Genomic DNA, 21,836 nt, shown 5'->3' with positions numbered 1-21,836 from the left:
GGGGCGAGCAGCGTCAGCGGCTGCGCCGGGTTCTCCAGCCGGCGCAGCGCGGCCTGCGCCCGGGTGCGGGCGTCGTCGGCGTTCATCAGGTGGTCCTTCTCTGTCGATGGTGGTCGGACGGGGTGCCCGCCCCGGCCGCCGTGACGGCCGGGGCGGGCGGCGGGTCACCGCCGGGGTACGGGAGCGGTGCGCGGCTCCGGCAGGGAGCCGCCGGACGAGGTGGACACCGTGGCGCTGTTCAGCGGCTCGGTGACCACCCGGCCGCCGGCGTCGTGCTCCGGCCGGATCGGCGAGGCGTCACCCTCGGCGGGGACGACCCGCCCCGCCGCGTCGTACGCGAGGCGCGTCACCGACTCGCCGGTGCGCCGCTCCACGAGCCGGCCGAGCAGGTCGTACGTGTAGTGCGTGACCTCGCCGGCCGCGTCGGTGCGCTCGACGAGCTGCCCGGCGGCGTCGTAGACGTACCGCTGGGTGCGGCCGTCGAAGTCGGTCTCGGACACCATCCGGCCGTTCGGGTCGTACGTGTAGCTCCACGTCGCGCCCGCCGGGTTGGTGACCCGGACCAGCCGCAGCTCGGTGTCGTACGCGTACTCGGTGCGGTTGCCCTCGTCGTCGATCTCGGCCGTGACCAGGTCGAACGCGCCGTACTCGCGGAACGTCCGGCGACCGGTGGCGTCGACCCACTCGACCAGGTTGCCCTCGCCGTCGTAGAGGAACTCCTCGACCGAGCCGTCCGGGTTCTCCCGCCAGGCCAGGTCACCCTCCAGCGTCCAGCCGAACTCGGTGAGACCGGTGTCGTCCTGCATGCTGAACAGGCGGCCGAGCGTGTCGTAGACGTACTCCGTCTCGCCCTGCCCGGTGCTCACCGAGGTGATCCGGCGGGCCGCGTCGCGCACGACGGCGGTCGGTCCGACGTGGGTGGTCGTGCCCCGGCCGTCGGCGGCCGGCTGCTCGTACCGGACCACCTCACCGGAGGCGTCCACCTCGGCGACCATCAGCCCGTCGGGGCCGAACTGGCGGTTGCGGGTGCTGCCGTCGAAGTCGGTCCAGGACACCGCGCGACCGAGTTCGTCGTACGTGGTGGTGGACCGGCTGCCGTCCGGCCGGGTGACCGCGATCAGCCGCCCGAGCGCGTCGTACTCGCTGGACGTGGTGCGGCCCAGCGGGTCGGTCGTGGACCGCAGGCGGTACGCCTCGTCCCAGACGTTGCGCGTGGTCGCGCCGAGCGCGTCGGTTTCCGCGACCACCTGGAAGCGGTCGTTGAGTTCGTACGTGCGCACCGCGCCGAGCGAGTCGGTCACCACCGTGCGGCCCGGCTGGTAGTCGAACCGGTAACGCAGGTAGCCGCCCCTGCCGTCGGTGGCGACGCACCGGCCGGCCCCGTCGTAGGTGTACGTGTACCACTCGCCGTTGCGGTCCTCCCAGCGCACCAGCCGCCCGTCGGCGTACGTGAAGCGCTCGGGGTCGCCCGAGGAGTTCGTCACCTCGACCAGGTTGAGGTCGCCGTCGTAGCCGAACTGCGACGCCACCGTCAGGTCACCGGCCGCGTTGGGCAGGGAGACCATCGTGACCAGCCCGGCGGACGAGGTGAACGCGACGGTGGCCCCGGTGGACGACAGCAGCCGGGTCGGCGTACCCCGGCGGTCGCGGACGATCGTCCAGCGGACGCCGCCGTCGGTGACGTCGGTGAGCAGCGACTCGGTGTCCGACACCGCGGCGAACAGCAGGCTGCGGCCGGACGTCGGGTCGGTCAGCAGCCAGCCGCCGCCCACCAGCCGGCGCAGCGGCAGCGTCCGGCCGGTCTCCGGCTGCGCCACCTCGCCCTCGGCGGGCAGCGGGTACGTGAGCAGCGAGCCGTCGGCGGCCAGGTAGCGGACCTGCTCGCCGTCGACGACGATCCGCTGGTCGACGGTGGAGGCCCAGGCGCGGCCGAACGACCGGCCCCACCGGTAGTCGGAGCGGTAGGTCCGCTCCAGCGTGAGCCCCGGCATGACCGCGTCGGTGTGGGTGAGGATCATCCGGCCGGTGGTGACGTCGATCGGGTCACCCACCGTCGGCGTCTGCGCGGTGGTCTTCGCCACCGCCTCCGGCGCCACACCGGCGAACGTCTCGGTGGTCGGCGAGAAGTCCGTCATGTCCACGTCGCTGTCGGCGTCGCGGACGGAGGCCATGTCGACGTCGGAGTCACTGTCGCGGACGGAGGTCATGTCGACGTCGGAGTCACTGTCGCGGACCGAGGCCATGTCCACGTCGGAGTCCGCGTCGCGGACCGACGCCATGTCCACGTCGGAGGACGGGCCCGGCGCCGGGTCGCTGGTCCGGATGAGGACGACGGAACCGTCCGGTCCGATCTGCGGCAGCGTGGCCAGACCGGGGACCTGCGAGTCCTCGAACGTCACCCGGCCCTGCGAGTCCTTCGACACGTTCACCACGTGGCCGACGGTGCCCGGTCCGCCGGTGCGGAAGCCGACGATGCCGTTGGTGCCGTTCGGCATGGCGCCGAGCGCGTCCACCAGCCCCTGGAGGGTGCCGACCTCCTCGGTGGTACGCCCCGGGTACTGCTTCTGGAGGTCGCTCAGCTCCCTCGGCTGCGTCTGCGGCGGGATCTGGGTGACCAACCCGGACTGCTTGTAGCTGTCGACCGCCATCGTGAGCGTGATGCAGTCGTTCTGGTTGCCGCTGTCACGGGACTGGTGGATCTGCCGCAGGTGCCGCCGGTCCGCGTCGTTGAGCGTCTCCAGGTCGACGTCGGTGTTGGCCGTGTCGCCGTGCGAGTTGGCGGCCATGATCTGCAACGTCGACCCGTTGCTCAACGTGACGTTCCGCGACAGTGCGTCCCGGAAGGTGTCGAGGATCCGGGCCTGCGCCTGCGGGTCGCCCTGCGCCGCCGCCAGCTGCTCGGCCAGTGGCGTCGTGGTGTCCGCCTGCGTCGCGGCGGAGGCGGTGCCGATACTGACCGGACCGGTCTGCTGCCCCTGGAAGCCGTACTCCTGACGACGGCCCCGGCGGTGGCTGCTGCCGCTGGGACGGCTGCGGTCCCGCGGGCTGCGCGACCTGTCGTTCCGGTCCCGGCTGCCGCTCGGCTCGCCGTCGACGGCGTAGGCGTGCGTCGTGGTCCGCTGCCGCCTGCGTTCACCGGTGATCAGCTGATCGGGCCGGGGCCGCTGCGACGGCGGAACGTAGTCCTCCTCGCTGGCGTAACCGCGACGGGCGGGGCCGTACCAGTGACCGACGTTCTCCCAGTAGTGCTGTGCGCGTTCGCTCCTCGCCAGGGAGTGGATCTCCTGGAGCGCGTTCGCCGCCTCGTGACGCTCCTGGGTGTAGCCACGGGCCTGCTCGGCGAACGTGACCACAGCGGCGAACTCCCGCCCGGCGGCACTGGTGATGGAGTCGATCTGCGTGAACCCCCGCAGGTAGTTCGCGATCTGGCTGGCGGTCCGGCGACCGCCGTCGGACTCCGCGCCGATCCGGTCGCCGAGGCCGGTCCCCTCCGCGTTGTTGTACGGGCGGTTGCCGACCATCGGCTCGTTGAAGTGACCGTCCCGGTTGCTGCGCGGCCCGGTACGCGGGCGGTGCCCGGTGCTCGCGTACAGGTCGGAACGGATGCTCTGGTAGCTCTGGTACGCCGTCGAGGACGTGTCGGCCAGCGTCGTCTGCGAGGCGAAACCGACAGTGTCGAACCAGGCCTGGGCCTGCGCGGTGACCTGTCCGACCGGTGTGCTCAGCGGCGGCGGCGACGGGGTGTCGCGCTCCACGTACTCGTAGGTGACGGTGCCGTCCGGGTTGCGCCTGGCCTCCCGCACCCAGGTCGGCATGCCGTAGAGCGCGCTCGGCGGCGGTGGTGCCGCGTTCGTGGGCAGGCTGCTGGGCGTCTGGTCGGAGGGCGCGGCGAGCGCCGGCTCCACAGCGGCCAGCGGGTGCGGCGTCGTCGGAGCGGGCGTGCAACTGGTCAGGCCCAGCGGGTCGGCCACGGTCAGCGGGTTGCTGACGTACGCGGTCGGGTTCGGGCCGCCGGACAGGCCCAGCGGATCGGGGCTGACGTACCGGCCGGTGGCCGGGTCGTAGTAGCGGAACCGGTTGTAGTGCAGGCCGGTCTCGGCGTCGACGTACTGGCCGGGGAAGGCCAGCGGCGTCGCGGTCCGGTCCGCGCCGCGCCCCCACAGGTCGCCCCGCGACCACCAGCGCAGCCCGCCGCCCGGCTCGACCAGGTGGGTCGGGGTGCCGATGGTGTCGGTGATCACCGCGCGGAGCGTGCCGTCGTCGGTCTGCGCGACCGGCACCGCCGCGTCCGGACGGTAGTCCCACGTGGTCGTGGTGGTGGCGCCGGCGGCGTCGCGGTGCGTCTGCTCCAGCATCAGGTCACCGGACCAGGCGAACGACACCTCCTCCAGCACCCGGTCGCCGTCGCCGAGACGCTGCTTGGCGATACGCCGGCCGAAGCCGTCGTAGCGGTAACGCCAGCGGTCACCGCCGGGCGTGACGGCCAGGACCAGCCGGTCCTCGGCGTCCCACTCGAAGCGCCACGCGCCCGCGTCGTCGACCCGGCCGGTGAGGCGGCCCTTCGCGTCGTAGGAGAACGTCGCGTCGTCGGAGCGCACGAGCATGGTGCCGGTGAACTCCCAGCGCCCGCCACCGGCGCCGACCAGGTTGCCGGCCTCGTCGTAGTCGTACCGCTGCGGGACGTCCCCGTCGACGGCCCGGATGCGGCCGGTGTCGTCGGCGGTGAAGGACTGGTCACCGGCGAGCGAGTCGGCGATCGCGGTGACGCGGTCGGCGGCGTCGTAGGTGTAGCGGCGCTCGGCGGCGTCGGCGATGTGCTGCCCGGTGAGCCGCCCGGCCGCGTCGAAGGTCTGCCGCAGCGTGACCAGGCCGCCGACGGTCCGGCCGATCTCCCGGCCGGCGTCGTCGTGGGTGAAGCCGAGCAGGTGCTCCCCGGCGGTCAGGCTCTCCGGGCGGCCGTCGGCGTCGAACGTCCACCGGCTCGACCGGCCCGACGGCGTGGTGCGCGCCTCGACCGCGCCGGAGGCGGTGTACGAGGTGCGCACGGTCCGGCCGTTGATCGTCTCGGACAGCACCCGGCCCTCGGCGTCGCGGGTGAACCGCACCTGCGCGTCCGGGCTGAGCACTGCCGCCACGTGGCCGTCGGCGTCGTACTCGACGCGGGTGACGGCGTCGCCGACCCGGCGTTCCACGACCCGGCCCCGCGCGTCCCAGCGGTAGCGGGTGACGGTGCCGGCGGCGTCGGTGTGCGCGACCAGCCGGCCCGCCTCGTCGTGCTCGTAGCGCTGGGTACGGCCGTCGAAGTCGGTCTGCCCGCACAGCCGGCCTGCCGCGTCGTACTCGTAGTGCCACGTCCGGCCCGCCGGATTCGTCACCCCGATGAGCCGTAGTTCCGTGTCGTACGTGAACTCGGTGCGGTTCCCCGCCTGATCCACCCGTGCCGTGGGTAGATCGAAGGGGCCGTACTCGAAGCTCACCGCCCTTCCTGATGCGTCGATGACGTCCACCAGATTCCCTTCACCGTCGTAGAACCACCGTTGCGTGGAGCCGTCCGGGCGGACCCGCCACGCGAGATCCCCCTCGGCGGTCCAGCCGTACGTCGTGACCGCGCCGTCCGGGGCCCGGGTCGCCCGGACCCGTCCGAGCGCGTCGAACTCGATGTCGTCCGCGTGCGCGGGCGGGCGCGGCGGGACCGGGTGGGTCGAGCCGTCCGGGAGCGTGAGCGTGCGCGCCTCGTGGTCGAAGCGGGTGACGCGACCGAGCGGGTCGGTGCGCGACAGCAGCCGGTGCGCCGTGTCCCACTCCTGCCGGACCGTCGCGCCCAGCGGGTCGACGATCGCGGTGACCAGGTGGCGCTCGTCGAACTCGTACCGGGTCACTTCGCCCAGCGAGTTCGTCACGTGCGTGACGCCGTCGTCGTAGCGCAGGGAGTAGCGCAGGACGTCACCGCCGCCGCCGGCCCGGACGCAGCGGCCCGCCTCGTCGTAGTCGTATCCGAACCACTCGCCGTTGCGGTCCTGCCAGCGCACGAGCCGGCCCGCGTCGTCGTAGCGCAGCCGCGTCTCGTGTCCGGAGGAGTTGCGGACCTCGACCAGGCGCCGCCTGTCGTCGTAGCCGAAGGAGGGGAGGTGGACGGTGCCGTCGGCGGCGCGGACGTGTGCGCCGACGACCAGGCCGCCGGCCAGGTGCGGCACCACGACCAGGCCGGACGCGGAGAGCAGCAGGCCGGGCGTGCCGTCGGCCGTGCGTTCGATCCGCCACCCGGTGCGGTCGGTGACCACGTCGGTGAGCCAGGAGTCGCCGTGGGCGTCGGCGGGCGCGAACAGCAGCGACCGGCCCGGCTCGGTGAGCAGCCAGCCGCCGCCGGCCAGCCGGCGCAGCGGCCCGCCGGGGCCGACGACCGGCAGCGCCTCGTCGCCCTCGGCCGGCATCGGGTACGTGCGGATGGAGCCGTCGGCGGCCAGGAACCGCGCGTACGTGCCGTCGGTGACGACGCGCTGGTCCAGCGTGGAGGCCCAGGTCGGGCCGAAGCAGCGGCCCCACCGGTAGTCGGAGCGGTGGGTCCGTTCCAGGGTGAGCCCGGGGAGCCGGGCGTCGACCTCGGTGTAGAGGACCCGGCCGGTGGTGACGTCGACCGGGTCGCCGACGACCGGCGCCTGCGCGGTGGGCGTGGCCACCTCGGCGGCGGGCACGTCCACCGGCGGTGCCGGGGCCGGTGGCGGGGCGACCTCGGCCTCGTGCGCGCGGTAGGCGTCCCACCAGGCGTTCTCGGCCTCGGTCAGGGCCCGTTCGGCCTCGGCGACGGCCTCCGCGTCCGCGTCCGTCCGGGAGGTCAGCCCGTCCAGGCGGGCCGCCGCGGCCGACAGCGTCTTCGCCGCGTCGGCGACGGCGAGCGCTGACGTACGCAGACCCGGGGGGAGGTCCCGGCCGGTGACGTCCCGGGCCGCCGCCTCGTCCAGCCGGACGACGAAGCCGCCGGGCACCCGGACCTCGGTGCCGGCCCGGTGCTTGCCGGCGGCGTCGCGGGACCGGGCGACGAAACGGAACTCGACGTCGTACTCGACAGCGGCGGTGAGCTTGTCGTCCGGGTCGGTGCGCCGGGCCGGCTTGCCGGTCGTGGCGGCGGCGACCTTGCCCTCGTCCTTCACCTGGGCGCCCGGGTCGGTCCGGTAGAGCTGCTGCTCGACCAGCGTGGCCGCGTTCACGGCCGCGAAGTCCTGCCGCTCGCCCACCCGGCTCGCGCCGCCCGGATGGCCGACGCCGCCGACGACGAGCGGCCCGGCCGTCTTCAGCGCGAACGAACGGCCGGCGGTCTGCTCGTACTCGGTGTCCGCGCTGCGCTTCGCCGAGCCGCCGATCTTCAGCGTGGCGTCCGCGCGCAGGAGCTTCGGGCGGGCCACCAGGCGGGCGTCGAGGAACAGGTCGCGGCCCAGCCCGGCCGGCATCGGCAGCGGGAACGCGCCGTTCAGCATCGCCGGCAGCGCCTTGATCCGGCTCACGGTCAGCGTGTCGCGCAGCGCCGCGTCGACGTCCCGGCCGGGTGCGGCGCCGGAGGCGACGAGCGCCTGCCGGGCCGCCTCGTGCAGGCCGGGCAGGTCGACCAGGACGTCCTCGACGGCGAACCGGCCCGGCTCGGGCAGCCGGTCGAACCCGGCCTCCTCGCGCCACAGCCGCCGCCCCTCGTCGGTGGTCTGCTCGGCGGCAACCGGTGTGACCGGGCCGGAGGCGGCCGGTTCCCTGCCCTCGGTCGCCGAGTACGTGGTGACGTCGTGGACCGCGTGGACCGACACGCCGCCCTCGGGCAGCCCTCTGCCGGTGACGGTGACGGTGAGGCGCACCGGCCCGCGGTACGTGGGCACCGGACCGGAGACGGTCAGCGACTGCTCGTACGTGCGGCCGGTGCGCTCGGTCGACTTGGTGGCCTGGTTGCCGAGGGCCGCGGTGCCGGTGAGCCCGGCGGCCACGGTGCCGGAGGCCGGGCCGTGCCCGGTGGTGCGGGTGGCGTCGCCGTCGACCCGGTCGGTCTCGGTGCCCTGCGCCCGCCCGGTCAGCGTGACCTGCGCCGCCGTTCGCGAGGTGGTGCGGGTGTGCGCCTCGCCGACCACAGCGCGGTCGGTGACCGACAGTTCGTCGACCAGGTCGATGCCGGTGAAGCTCGGCTCGCCGACCGGCTCGGCGGTGAGCGTGACGTGGTACGTGGCGCCCCGGAACCGCCGTTCCAGCCGTACCGTCTCGCTCCGGCCGCCGTTGAGCGCGTCGGCCAGGTGCAGGTGGGCGGCGCCGAGGAAGCCGGTGCTGCCGAGCCCTCGGATCGGGTCGTTCGGGCCGCGGTCCCGGGTCGACGGCAGGATCGCCTGGGCGAGTTCCTCGCTCGACTCCCGGGCCAGGGCACGCCGCAGGTGCGGGATGCGGTCGGTGAGGTCGATGTGGGTGGTGACGCCGCCGATGCCGAGCGACAGTCGCGGTCCGGGCCGGAACTCCGGCTGTGCCGCGTGGGCGGTCGTGCCGGGGCCGGCCGCGTCCTCGTCGCGCCGCTGCTGTGCCTCGCGTACCAGGTCGCGTTCCCGCTGCTGGTGCTCGGCCTGCGTGGCCCGCTCCTGCTCCTGCGCCGCCAGCAGCGCCTGCGTGGCCTGGTCGTGCGTGGCGGTCAGCTCGCCGAGTTCGCGCCGGTGGCGGTCCTGAAGTGCGGCGAAGGAGTCGTCGACGAGTTGCCGGGCCGCCGCGCCGACCGCGCGGTCCCGGTGGACCCGGTCGACGTAGGCGCGGGCGTCGCGCTGCTCGGTGTGCTGCCGCCGCAGCAGGTTCCCGCGTTCCGTGGCCTGTTCGCGGGCCATCCGCGCGCGCTGCTCGTCCTGGTCGGCGCGGAGCGTCCCGGCCCGCTCGGCGTGTTCCAGTTGCAGCCGTACGTCGGCGGTGCCGTGCCGGCGGGCGCGGTCGCGGTCCTGGAGCTGCTTCAGCTCCGCCGGGGTCATCCGCATGACGACCGCGCCGGGCAGGGTGAGCCGCCGGCCGGCCCGCCGGGCCGGTGCGCCGGGCCAGCGGCCCAGTGGACGCAGGTTGCTGTCGTGCCGGGCCTCGGCGACCACCTCCGCCTCGACGTCCACCCGCACCAGCAGTTCGCGTTCGGCCCGGCCGGCGCCGAGGCGCAGCTTGGACACGCCCGAGACGCTGCGCTCGCTGATCCGCCCCCACGCCCGCCGCCACGGCGTGACGGACAGGATGACGGCGCCCCCGGGCCGGCCGGTGCTGCCGCCGTGGTCGGTGACCGGCCCGCTGACCGAGGCGACGCCGGTGCCGGAGACGCTCAGCTCGATCGCGCGCGCGTTCGTGCTCTTGCGGGCGGTGCCGCTGGCGAAGGTCCGCTCGACCCGGGCGAACTCGGCGCCGTCGAGCACCGTCGGGTTGGTGGGCCGCAGCCGTATCCGCACGTCGGCGCGGGCGTCGGCGGCCCGGCGGCCGTGCCACAGGTTGCTCAGTGCCAGCGGACGGCTGAACAGCTCGGCGTCACCGGTGAGGCGTTCGGGCGACAGCTCATCGGCGACCACTGTGGAGATCAGGCCGTCCTCGACCGCGTAGACGTCGTCCCGGCCGGCGTCGCGCAGCGTGTCGACTACCGCTTCCTGCAACCGGTCGGCGCCGACGAACGACTCCACCCGGCGTCCGTCGAGATCGTGCGGCCCGCCGGTCAGCCGGCTCAGGGGAGGCGGGTACGCCATGGTCTCCACGTCGCGGGGGACCGGGCCGGGCTCCGCAGCGGGGCGCTGCCGGGACACGCGCGTCTCCGGGACCAGCATGCGCACGTCGAGGCGGTGCGTGCGGGGACGCTGCTCGGACGTGGCGACGACGGTGGGCACGTCCCGGCCGTACGTCCCGAGGGACAGCTGCCGCCCGGCCTGGTTGACCCGCACCGTGGACCGGGTGCTGACGGTGAGGTCGAGGGTGGCGGCGAACTCGCGCAGCCGTACCCCGGTGGGCTTGCCGTCGTCGTCGAGCGCCGGCCCGTGGTCGCTCTCGGTGGACTGCCCGCCGGTGACGGCGCTCTCGTCGGTGGTGCCCCAGGTGAGCGCGGCGCGCGGGCCGCCGAGCAGCGTCGAGGCGGCCTGGCCGAGCGGGCCGAGGATGCGGGGCTCCAGGCTCAGCTCGGCCGACCGGCTGTCGTCGCGGGCGCTGGTCACCGTGGACCTGGCGGTCCGCTTGGCGGCGGTGCCGATCTTGTCGTGGTCGAGCAGGTCGCCGTCGGACACGTCGCCGAGGCTGCCCCGGATGGTCACCACAGTGACGTGGTCGTGGAACGTGCCGGTGCGGATCAGCGGGATCTTCAGCCCGGGGCCGACGATCCGGTCCGCCAGGTGACGCAGCTGGTCGGGGGAGAGCTGCGTCCGCAGGTCGGTGGACCGGGTCAGCGCCGCCTGGAGCTCGGGGGTCAGCCCGTCGGCGAGCTGCTCGTCGCCGAAGTGCCGCAGCATCTCGTCGCGGGTGGCCAGGCGGAACCGCTCGTGACCGGGCACCGACCGCACCGCGTCGGCGACCGTCTCGTACAGGCTGCGGTCGCCGACCCGGGTCAGGTACGCGCCGCCGAACGACTCGCCCTGCTCGACGCGTGCCGGTGCGAAGTGGGTCCGGTCGGCGCCGCGCCGTCCGCGCCACTCCCGGCCGTCCGGGTCGAGGGCGGTGCCGGGCAGCCGGTCGCCGGTGGTCCACTGGAGCGCGTCGACGGAACCGGACAGCATCCGCGGCGCGCGGCCCAGGACGCGCACCTGGACGCCGTACTCGACGCGGTAGCGGACGCCGGGCGCGGTGCCCGTCACCGTCTGCTTGCCGCCGGTCCGCTCGGCGATCGTCTGGGCGGCGCCACGCTCCCGGCCGCCACCGACGCGCGGCCCGACGACCAGGCTCAGCGGCGCGGCGTCCACTCCGGCGCCGGCGAGGCCCCACAGACCCCACGGCCGCTTGGTGGCGGCGGCGCTCGTGCCCTCGCCGCCGAACGCGGACGTGTCGACGTGGGTGAGCCCGTCGACCCGCTCCACCTCCTCGACCTGCCGGGCGACCAGGCGGACCTCGACCTGCCGGGCCCGGCCCGGGAAGAAACGCCGCCAGCCGGTGCGCGCGGCGCGCGGCAGCGAACCCGACCGCACCCAGCCGTCGTGGACGTTCGTCGGGTCGGTGACCACCATCGCCGGCAGGCTGCCGGAGAACGTCGCGTCGCTGAGCAGCTTCTGCATCACCGGGCGGCCGGGCGCGCCGATCCGGACGAGGTCGGCCATGCCGTCCTCGGCGAGGATCGCCTCCACCTGGTCGAAGAACGTGGCGCCCGGATCGGCCGGCCGGCTCCGGACACTCTCCACCCCGAACCGGGCCGGCACCGGCGCGTCGAGCGCACGGTCCGCGGCGGCGGTGGCGGTCGCGTCTGCCGTCCGCAACCCCGTGTGTACGGCGAGAGCGACGCTCCCCGAGGTCTCGACCGGTTCGGCGGCGGGACGGCCGGGCCGCACGAGCCGGGCCACGAACCGGATCGGCACCGTCACCTCGGTCAGTCCGGTGACCTTGACAGTGGTGGTGGACGTGTACGTGTCCTTGTGGGCGGCGGAGTACTCGACGGTAGGCGCCGTCGGCACCGAGCCGCCGACCCCGATGACGACACCGGGCATCGCGGTGACAGTCGCCTTCGGCTCGACGTGCCGGTCCCGGTTGTGGCGCAGCGTGTGGGTGAGGTTCTCCCGGGTCTTGGCGGTGACCTTGCGCGGGTCGTCGTGGGCCCGGTCCACGGTGAGCGCGTCCCAGTCGAGGACGGCGGTGACCCGCAGCTCGGCGGGGCGCCCGCCGATCGTGACCGGATACGGTCGGCCCTCGCCGAGGAACTGGTCCACGTCGTCGCGGCTGTCCGCCTCCACCGCGGCGACCACGTCGTCGGACAGGCCGGGGTCGAGGGTCCGCAGCGCCGTGCCGAGCGCCGCGTTCTCGGTCGCACGCAACTGCTCGGCGAGGCCGAGGGTGCGGCTCTCCCGCAGGTACGACGGCAGGCTCCGGCGTACCGCGTCGGGCGACGGAAGCGCCGGGGTGGTCCCGGTGGCCGACGACGTCCCGCCCGCGGTGTCCTCGCCGGCGGGGGTCTCTTCCGCTGCGGTCTCTTCCGCGGTGGTGGCGTCGACGGTCGACCGGGCGGCCGGGTCGTCGGCCGGCGCGGACGTGACGAGACCGTCGTCGCTTCCGTCGCCGTCGCGGTCCCCGTCGCTGTCGTGGTCGGCGAAGCCGTCGCCGAAGCCGCCGTAGCCGTCGTCGTCGCCGAACAGGTCGAAGCCGCCGGAATCGCTGTCGCCGTCGCTGTCGGTGTCGCTCGCCGGGGTCGACGGCGGTGGCACATGGCGTGCGTAGGTGACGTGACCCGACGGGTCGATCGTGCGCAGCAGCTCCAGCCGGGCACGCGGCCTGGCGCCGACCACCGGGTGGTCGCGCGGCGGCCCGGCCGGGTCGTCGTACACGATCAGGTGCACCTGGGTGCCGCGGGCGGCGGCGAACTCGACCACGTCGTACGCGTTGGCGATGCGTCGCCGCTCGGCGTCGTCGATGGGCGTGTCGCGGCGCTGCGGCCCGGGGTCGGGGGCGAGCACGGCGCGGACGAAATGGCCGTTGTCGTACGGGTTGCGCTGCCGCATCGCCGCGGCCTCGTCGAGGCTCATCGCGTCCCGGCCGGCGCGCAGCGTGCGCATCCGCAGGTCGTCCGCGTCGTCGCCGGGCATCTCGGCGGCGATCGTGTCGTAGAGGGAACCCGGCTGCCGGCCGAGCCCGCCGCGGTCGGCGACGGCGGTCGCGGCGGCGAACTCCTGCTGGACGGTGCCGGCGTCGTCGGACGTCGCCAGCAGGTGCGCGGCGACGAGGCGCTGGCTGTTCGGCAGGCCCACGGTCCGCGCCGGTCGCGCCGGGTCCAGGTCGGGGTCGACGGCGGGCGGGACCGCCGGTGCCGGGGCGGCGCCCGGCGCCGGCAGCGAGACGGCGGTGAGGTACCGGTTGTGCGGTTGCGCGCCGAGCTGCCGGAGCTGCTGCGGCGTGAGCGTCTGCTGCCACGTCCACGACGGGCCGGGCAACAGGTCGGTGGGCGCGGCGAACGGCTTCGGGGCGGCGACGGCCGGCTTGCGCAGGTCGGCCCGGTACTCCTTGAAGCCGGTGCCCTCGGTGTAGAACAGCTGCCGGTTGACGTTCGTCGGCACGGCGTGCGACTGCGGCAGGAAGTTGCCGACGGCGAACTCGGCCGCGAGCCGGGACAGGTCGGTGGGCGTGGCGGCGCCCACGAAGTCCGTCATGAAGGCCATGTCGCGGTCGGGATGCCTGTTGTTCTGCGACTCGACCTGGACGTCGACGGTGAGGACGTCAGCGGGCAGGTCCGCCGGCGTCGCCGCGCCGTGGGCGACGGCCAGTTCCTCGCCGTACGCCTGGTGCAGGCTCTCGGCCAGCAGGAGGAACTCCGCGCCCGCGTCACCGAACCGCACCTCGGGCCGGCCGAGGGTGAGCAGGCCGTCGACGAACAGGTTCGGCTCCGGCGAGTACGGGAGCATCGGGTGGACGGTGGCCTGCCGGTCCCGGGACCGCATGTCCTCGTCCACGGCTGTAATAAAGTCCCGGACGAAGGCGTCCCGGCCCGCCTGCGTGTCGAGCTTGGCGAGGCCGCTGCGCACGGCGGCCAGCTTCTGTTCCTCGGTCGTGCGATCGTCGCCCGGGGCGAGGTCGTCGATCCTCGCCCGGTGGTCGCGCGCGCGTCGTTCCAGCCGCTCCCGGGTGCGCCGGATCAGCTCCTCGGTGTCACCGACGCGGTAACCGCCGGAGATCATCAGAGGCCGGGCCGGTGGCTCGTCCTGCGGTCCGGTCGCGTCCGGGTCGAAGCGGGTCTCGCGGTCGACGCGGTCGAAGACGTGGGTGCCGTCGGCCGTCGTACGGGCGCCCAGGTCGAAGTCCTGGATCGACACGTACGGGTAGCGCCGGGCCCCGCCGTCCGGGCCGCCCTGCGCGAGGCCCTGGATCGCGGCCACCGTGTCCGGGTCGCGGAGCACCTGGTTGCGGGTGCGGCCGTACGGGAACTTGCCGTTCTTCGTGCCGACGGCGTAGCCGTTCACCGCCACCGGTACGTCGAGGCTCTCCGCGAGCCGGGCCGCCCGGGCGACCGCCTCCCGGAAGGCGAGGTCGGGCACCTCGGCGGTGGTGTTGACGCCGAAGATGAACACGACTGTGGTGCCCGGGTCCAGGCCCTCGGTGACGGCGCGGACCACCTCGGGGATCTGGTCGACGTCTTCGGCGGGCAGCATCGAGTTGACGACGAACCCGATCGGCGCGCCCTCGTCCCTGAGGTCGGCCGTCTCCTGCCGGTAGTTGCCCGGGCCGACCTCGCGGGTGTGCTGGGTCAGCTCGTCGAACCGCGCGTTACGGCCGCCGACCACCCGTACCGGCTCGAACCGGACCGGCACCGTGCGGGGCGGCAGTCCGCCGCGGTCGGGCGAGAGCACGTCGGACCGCTGACCGGCGATCCGGTTCACGTTGCGCGCCAGCAGCCGCGGGTCCTGGTCCGGCGTGGTGGTCGCCATCAACGAGTTGTCACCCTTGACGAACGTGCCGTCCAGGGCGCGGTCCGCCACCGGGTACTCGTCGCGCAGGCCGAGGAAATGCCCGATCTCGTGCGCGAGATCCAGGTCGGAGGAGTGCGTCGACCAGCTGGTCTGGGTGGTCGGCGACCGGGTGCCGTGCAGCGCGACGGTGGCGTGCGCGTCGCTCGGCCGGGTCGTGAACTCCACAGTGACGTTCAGCTGATCGGCGCCGATCCGGAAGCCCTGGTTGTAGATCCGGTCGACCGCGTCGCGTACCCGGGTCTCGACGTCCGGCCGCGCGGCCGCCGCCGTGTCGTCCCGGGCGTCGAGGAAGACCTTCACCGTGAAGTCCTGCACCCTGCGGCCGTCGACGTCCAGCACCCGATGGTCGTACGCGATCCGGTTGTCGACCGCGTCGAGGCGCGGGCGGGGCCGGTCGCCCGCCGGAAGGGGCAGGCCGGCCCGCTCGTACGAGCGCGCGACCACGTCGGGCACGCGGGTGTCGGGATGGGGCCCACGGTCGATGACGTCGTACGCGCTGGTGTTCGCGACCCGGCGTGGCGCGGTGTCGTGCTGCGCGGCGCGCGCCCGGTCGATCTCGTCGCGGGTCTTGGGCGCGGCGAGCCGGGGCGGCGGGACTCCCGGGACGCGCAAGGTGTCGTCGACCGGGGGAGCGGCCGGCGCGGTGTCGGTGCGGGGGCGGGCGTCCGGGTCCAGCGGCAGGCCGGTGACCGTGGCGAGGGCCTGGTCGACCTGGTCGGAGCCGGTCCGGCCGAGCGCGTCCCGCCACCCGTCGAAGTACGTCCGCACGCCGCCGTCGTCGTCCTGGACGAAGTCCCGCACCGGGGCGGGGTCGCCGCCGCTGCGCAGGTACTCCGACGCGTTCACGAGCAGGTCGTGGCCACTTCGGGCGGAGTCGTCCCGGACCGGTGCGGGCTCGTGTTCCCACGGCCGGGTGTCACCCGCGGCCCCGGTCACGGAGAGCGTGGGCTTGCCCGCCGCGAGGGACTCCTGCCAGGTGTTCGCACCCTCGGTGACCACGAGCGTGGCGCGGTCCTGGAGCCCGGCCATCTGTTCCGGTGTGACGCGGGGCAGCGCGGCGACGTGGACGTCGGCGTTGCTCGTGGTGAAGCCGCGCTCGCTGTTGCCGAGGACCAGGACGACAGTCGGCCGGTCGGGGCGGGCGGCGGCGGCCAGCCGGTCGACGACCGCCTGGTGCGGGGGAGTGTCGGGCGTGTCGCCGTAGTAGACGAGCACCACGTCGGTGGCGTCGTCGTCGACCAGGGCCGCGAGGTCGTCGGCCCCGGGAATGCCGGTGGTGGTGATGACGTCCCGGGCGGGCGGCGGATCGGCGGGCGGCGGACGGCGGTAGGCCGGCACCCCGGTCGAGGCCCGGTCGAGATCAGTGATCGTCCCGTCCGCGCTGCGGACCTGCCGGGGGAACTGGTCCCACAGGAACGGCTGGAGCGTGACGACGTCGTGGTCCCTGCCACCGGCGGCGTCGCGCAGCGGACCGGCCCACGCCTGCTGGAACCACTCCTGCTTCTGCTCCGCGGTCCGCTCCGAGCCGTCGTCGTTCTTCGGTACGTCGACGGCCGGCAGCACGGTCAACACGTCGCCCTCTGGGAGCGGCCTGCTGCCGACCTCGTCCAGGCGCAGACTCTGGGTGTGGTTCTGCTCGCGGACCTTCTTGTCCCGGAACTCCTGCTGCCGCGCCACCTGCCACGCCTTGGCCCGTGGCGCGCCGGGCCAGTCCGTCGTCTTCCAGGCCTCCTCGCGCGTGCCGGGCGGCCCCTGCGGGCGCATGACGACGTCCATCCCGCCGCGGTGGCCGGTCCACTCCCGATGGAACAGGTCGTACGAGCCCGCCGGGGTCTCGAACTCCTGCTGCCGCCCGAGCTGCGCGGCGTAGTAGGGCGTCTTGTTGCCGGGATAGGTGAGCACGACCGTGCCCCGGTAGCCGGTGGCGGCCAGCCCGTCGAGCATCGCGATCGTCGCGGCCTGGTGGCCCAGGCCGGGCGATCCCTGGTCCACGACGTGCACGACGTCGTACTTCTCGTTCAGCTTCTGGCCGACGGGGGTCGGCACGGGCCGCGGCGCACGGCTGCGCAGCGTGGCGGGTGAGAGGTCCGTCGGGGTCAGGTCGACGGCCTGGGTCGTGGGACCGGCCGGCGGCGGTGGCGGCGCGCCGGGTGGTGGCCGCATGCCCGGCGGTGGCGGCGGTGGGAGCATGCCCGGCACGCCGGGTGGTGGCGGCGGTGGCATGCCCGGCATGCCCGGCGGTGGTGGCGGTGGCGGGGCCGGGGCGCGGGACGGAATCTGCGGGTTCGGACGCGGGTCCGGCGTCTGGTCGTGCGGCGTCCGCGGGACCGGAAGGTCGCGCACCGGGCCGGCGGTCAGCGCGGCGTCGTGGATCGTCGCCAGGTCCACAGCGGTGAGATAGCCGGTCGGCCCGGTCGAGGTCGCGGCCTGCTCCGGCGACGCCGGCAGGGTGTCGACGTCGAGACCCATCACCCCCGGGCGGCCGACGGTGGTGAACAGGTGCTCGGGGGCCTGGTGACCCTCCTTGGCCCCCAGGTAGTGCATCACCTCGTGCACCATCACGGGCAGGCGGTCGCCGGTGTTCCACCGGTGCTGGTCGGTGCCCACCCCGGTCTCCGAGGTCACCTCGACCGGCGGGTTGCGTCGCGGGTCGGCCTGCCAGTCACGGGTCATGCCGTCGCGCCACGGCGGCGTGTCGACGACCAGGTCGATGTGCAGCAGGCGGCCGTCGGGCAGCGTGTACCGGCCGTTGACCATCTCGTCCACGGTGCGTTGCACCGCGTCGGCGAAGTCCCGTAGCTCCCGGGGAGACATCTGGTCGTTCTTGGAGACCAGATCCAGGTGTACGTCGAACGACCGGTAGTCCCGGCCGTCGGCGGTGAACTCCCGGGTGATGAAGTCGATCGTCGTGATCTCGCCGCGCAGCAGGTGCGTGCCGGGGACGACGGTGTCCTTCCAGGGCACGTACCGTTCGGTGCGCAGTCGTTTCGGCTCCGCGCTCGCCTTGGCCTGCCGGAACTGCGGGCTCGGCCCGGCCCGGGTGGGCGCGGGTAGGTCCGCGACGGCGAGCGGCGCGGGAATGCCCTGCGGCCCGTCCGGCGCCGGACCGGCCGTGTCGTGCTGCCCTGTCGTCGGGCCGTCCGGCGTCGGCGCGGTGTCCACGGCACCCGTCGGTCCGGCGCCGGTCCCGTCCGTCCCCGTGCCTCGGCCGTCGGCTTCCACCGGAACGCCCGACGGGACGCCGACCGTCGTGGTGTCGACGGCGGTGGAGGTGAGCGGGCCGGGCGTCGCGACCGCCGGTTCCGGTGCGGGCGTCGCGCCGGCACCGGGATCGGTCGCCGGGGAGGCGACCACGGCCGGACCGTCGACCGAGATGCCCTCGACGGGTGCCAGTGGCGGTGGGGGCGCCTCCACGGTGCTGACGACGTCACGCGAGGGAGCGGTCGGCTCGCCGGTGCTTGTCGGGGTCGACGGCGACGTGCCGGTGGTCGATGTGCTCGGGGTCGACGTGCCGGTGCTCGGCGTGCTGGTCGGTGAACTCGTGGACGGCGGGCTCGTGGACGTCGCCCCGGTGCTCGCCGTGCCGGTGCTCGTCGTGGCGGTGGACGGTGTGCTCGTGCTCGCCGTGACGGTGGCCGGTGCGGTGGTCGTCGGTGCGGCCGGGCCGGGCATGACGGTGGCCGGAGTGCCGGCGCTCGGCGTGACGGTGGACGGTGCCGGGTCGCCGGTTGTCGTGGCCGCGCCGGCCGGCTGGCTGGGCGGCGACGCCGGGACAGCCGCCGGGCCGGGGGTGGCGGCGGGCGACGTCACAGGCGCCGGTGTGTCGAGACCGGTCGGCCCGCTGCTCGGCGTCGGAGCATCGAAACCGGGAAGGCCGCCGCCGTACGGAGCCGTGACGTCCGCGACCGTGGCCGGGGTGCCGGTCGTGGGCGTGCCGCTGCCCGCCGGGGTGCCGGTCGTGGGCGTACCGGTGCCGCTGCCCGCCGGGGTGCCGTTCGGCGTGCCCGACGAGTCGGCGCGCGGGGTGGTGACCTCGCCGCCTGCGAGCGGGCCCGACCCCGGGGCCGCACCGCCGACCCCACGCGGGTCGCCGTCGGCGCCCTGACCGGCGGTGCCGTGCCCGCTCGGGCTCTGACTTCCGGCGCCGTTCGGGCTCGTGCTGCCGCTCGGGCTCGTACTGCCGTTCTGGGCCCCGTCCTGTGAGCCGTCGCGGACCTGACCTCCGCCGGTCTGGCCATCAGCGGTGGGGCTGCTCGACGATGGGCCATCAGCCGTCTGCCCGCCCGCCGTTTGCCCGCCTGCGGTTTGGCCACCCGCGGGTTGCCCGCCCCCGGTTTGGCTGCCCGGGGTCTGACCGCCCGAGGTCTGACTGCCCGGCGTCTGACCGCCCGCGATCTGGCCGTCAGCGGTCTGACTGCCAGGGGCTTGCCCGCCCGCAGTCTGCCCGCCCGCAGTCTGACCGCCCGGGGTCTGACCGCCTGCGGCCTGGCCGCCCGGAGTCTGCCCGCCCGGGGTCTGGCCCTCGGAGGGCTGGGTGCCCGGAGCGGCGCTGCCCTGGCCGGTGCCCTGACTGCCGGGGCCCTGGTTCCCGGAGCCCTGCTGCGCCGGCCCTTGACTCCCGGCATCGCCCTGCCCGGACCCCTGCCCGGACCCCTGCCCGGCACCGCCACCCCCGGCGACCGGCCCACCCGAGGGCTGTGGACCCGGACCGCCGCCCTGACTGCCCGGTCCGGCGGCGGAGCCGACGGGCGGGGGAACGGGTGGTCCGTCCACGGCCGTGGGCGGAGGCGTGGGCGCGGTGGTCGTGAGGTTGTTCGTCTCGATCGTCGGCGGTGGCGCTCCGGCAGCGGCGCCCGGGCCGTAGCTCTGGCCGACCACTGTGGCGTAGTGGTGGGCCATCCCGCCGATCATCGACGAGCTCATGGTGGCCCACGGGTTGAAGCCGCCGCCGCCGACCATCATGGTGAACAGGCCCTCGAACAGCGTCTCGGCGAGCGCCGACAGCCCTTCCCGCGACAGGACGTTGTTGTTGATCTTCGGGAAGAACTTGCCGCCGATCATCTGTACGCCGCTGACGCCCGCGCCGATGAAGGCGCCACCGGCGAACGCCATCGCCAGATCCTTGTAGTCGAGGGACTTGCGGTTGCCCTCGATGATCTGCGTGACCTGGGCGGCGGCGCTCTGCCAGAGTTCCTCCAGGCCCTCCTGGAACGCCTCCCAGGCCAGCCGCATCAGCATGTTCCGCAGCCGCTGGCGGAACAGGCTGATCAACGCTCCGACGATCTCCTGACCGATCTTGATCAGGGCGGGCACCGCCGCCGCGCCGAAGCCGGAGGCCAGCGCGATGGCGATCTCCACGACCTGGGTGAAGGCCGCGATGACGATGTTGTACTGGGTGTTCTCCGAGTCCAGCGCGAAGTTGTAGGCCGAGCCGCCCAGCGCCAGCGCGATGTTGCCACCGGCCGGCACGTTCCTGGTGATCCCGACCTGGTACTGCTGGAACGCGTCCATCGCCGGGCCGGACAGGCTCCCGGCCAGCCCGTAGCCGAGGTTGGCGGTGGCGCCCATCCCGTTGAGGATGGTGCTGCTGAGCGCGTACAGCTCGTCGCCCATGGCCCGCAGGGCGGTGGGGTCGGCCTTCGGGTACTCCTCGCCGACGGCGACGAGGATCAGGTCGTACGCCCACTGCCACTGCGGGTCGTTGGGAATGTGGAAGTCGGGCATGTCCTGGCGGGGCGCGGTGGGTGGCTCAGGCGCCGGGGATGATCGGGGTGGGCGTGCCGTCGGGCGCGTAGCTCAGGTACAGCGGCTGGTAGCCGGGCGCTGTGGGGTCCACGGCCGGGTTCTCCTTGACGACGAAGAACCGGCCCTGTCCGGGATCGATCGTCCTGCCGTCCGGGGTGGTGACGGGTGTGCCGGTCAGCGGGGTGATCGAGTCGTAGAGGTTCGCGTCCACCCGGGTGCTGCCGTCCTCGAACGGGTTGAGCGCGATCAGGCGGTACTCCTCGGGCAGCGGCCGGCCGCCGACGTGCGCGGTCGCGTACTCCGGCTGCACGAAGTAGGACGAGATGGCCGGCAGGGCGGCGGTGACCGGGAGCAGCGGCTCGGCGGGCCGCACCGACCGCATGGGCGTGCCCTGCTGCTGCGGAAGGAGCCGGGCCTGCTCGGTGACCGGCTCACCGGCCGGCTCACTGACCGCCAGCTTGCGGGACAGCAGATGGCGCCGGCGCGGCTCACCCTCCGCGGTGGGCTCCAGCACCCGGCCCGTGACGGCCGTCCGCGTCGCGTACGTGGGGCCGTCCAGGCGGTCGAAGTCCTTGGCCATCTTCCGGCTGACGTCCAGGGCGGCCTCGTCCGCCTCCCGGTACGCCCGGCCGCTCTCCGTGAGGCCCTGGGCGGTGTAGTGCAGGGTGCCCTTGACGCCGCCGATGATCGCTTCGAGGTTGTCCAGGCCCTCCAGGAACTTGGTCGAGAACTGCTCGCCCATGTCGTCGTCGCCCCAGGCGTTGGCGTACCGGGCGCGCAGGGCGGTCAACTGGGCGAGGTAGGACTCGTAGAGCTGCACGTGCGACTCGTACGCCCGGCCGAGCCCTTCCACGCCGTCCGGGTCGACCCACAGCCGCCCGCCGGGATTGTTGCTGATCATTCGGGCCCCCGGGTCAGGAGTTCCCGCACGCTCGTCACCATGCGGGGTTCCTTGGGCAGGAACGCGTCGGCCCCGGCCTGGCCCCGGACCAGCTTGTGGGCGTCGAGGCCGTCCGGCAGCACCGGCGCCAGCACCTCGGCCGCCTGGTTCATGACCTGTTCCTTGGCGTCGGCGTAGGTCTCCAGGATGAGCCGGGTCAGGTCGGCGGTGGTGAGCCGCTTGTGGGCGCCGGAGGGGAACTGGACGTCGGTCAGCACACCGTTCTGGCCGACGGTGACGCTCACCTCGCGCCGCGGTGACGTCGCGGTGGCCGAGAGGGCGCTCATCCGGGCCTGCATCTCGGCGAGGCTGTTGCGCTGCCGCTCGTACTCCTGGAACAGGCCTTCGATGCGCTCGCTGTAGTTCACGACGGACCACTCCCTCGACGTCGCGGTCCAGTGAAGACGCCGCCCCGGTCGCGCCGGAACTCCGGCCGGGGATCAGTGCATGAAAGTGCAACCACTCTTCCCGGGCTGTCGGCCGGCGCCGCCCGTGCCGGGGGCGCTGCCGTGCAATGTTGGGTGACGTTCGGACATGGT

At 74.3% G+C, this 21,836-nt stretch carries 3 protein-coding genes; all 3 read right to left on the bottom strand.

Features of this window, described 5'->3' with window-relative positions; translation table 11 throughout:
* Positions 1 to 164: 164 nt before the first annotated feature.
* From ACN27D_RS35060 to ACN27D_RS35050, 3 genes are read right to left on the bottom strand one after another with little or no spacing between them, the layout of a single operon-like run.
* Positions 165 to 20,336, bottom strand: coding sequence for a DUF6531 domain-containing protein (locus tag ACN27D_RS35060; protein WP_421501079.1), 20,172 nt, complete (start codon positions 20,334 to 20,336; stop codon positions 165 to 167).
* Positions 20,337 to 20,361: 25 nt separating this feature from the next.
* A complete protein-coding gene (locus tag ACN27D_RS35055; protein ID WP_421501078.1) occupies positions 20,362 to 21,258 on the bottom strand; it encodes a WXG100 family type VII secretion target in 897 nt (298 codons plus the stop codon).
* Positions 21,255 to 21,665 carry a YbaB/EbfC family nucleoid-associated protein gene (locus ACN27D_RS35050; protein WP_121685092.1) on the bottom strand — a complete coding sequence of 137 codons (411 nt, stop codon included), beginning with the start codon at positions 21,663 to 21,665 and terminating at the stop codon, positions 21,255 to 21,257. Before ACN27D_RS35050 ends, ACN27D_RS35055 begins: the two co-directional genes overlap by 4 nt.
* Positions 21,666 to 21,836: the final 171 nt, after the last annotated feature.

Source organism: Micromonospora sp. WMMD1274, from assembly GCF_049179035.1.
In the GTDB taxonomy this organism is placed as follows: Bacteria; Actinomycetota; Actinomycetes; order Mycobacteriales; family Micromonosporaceae; genus Micromonospora; species Micromonospora tulbaghiae.
The sequence above is the reverse complement of the archived record's forward strand: the minus strand, read 5'-3'. Positions and strand labels throughout refer to the sequence as shown.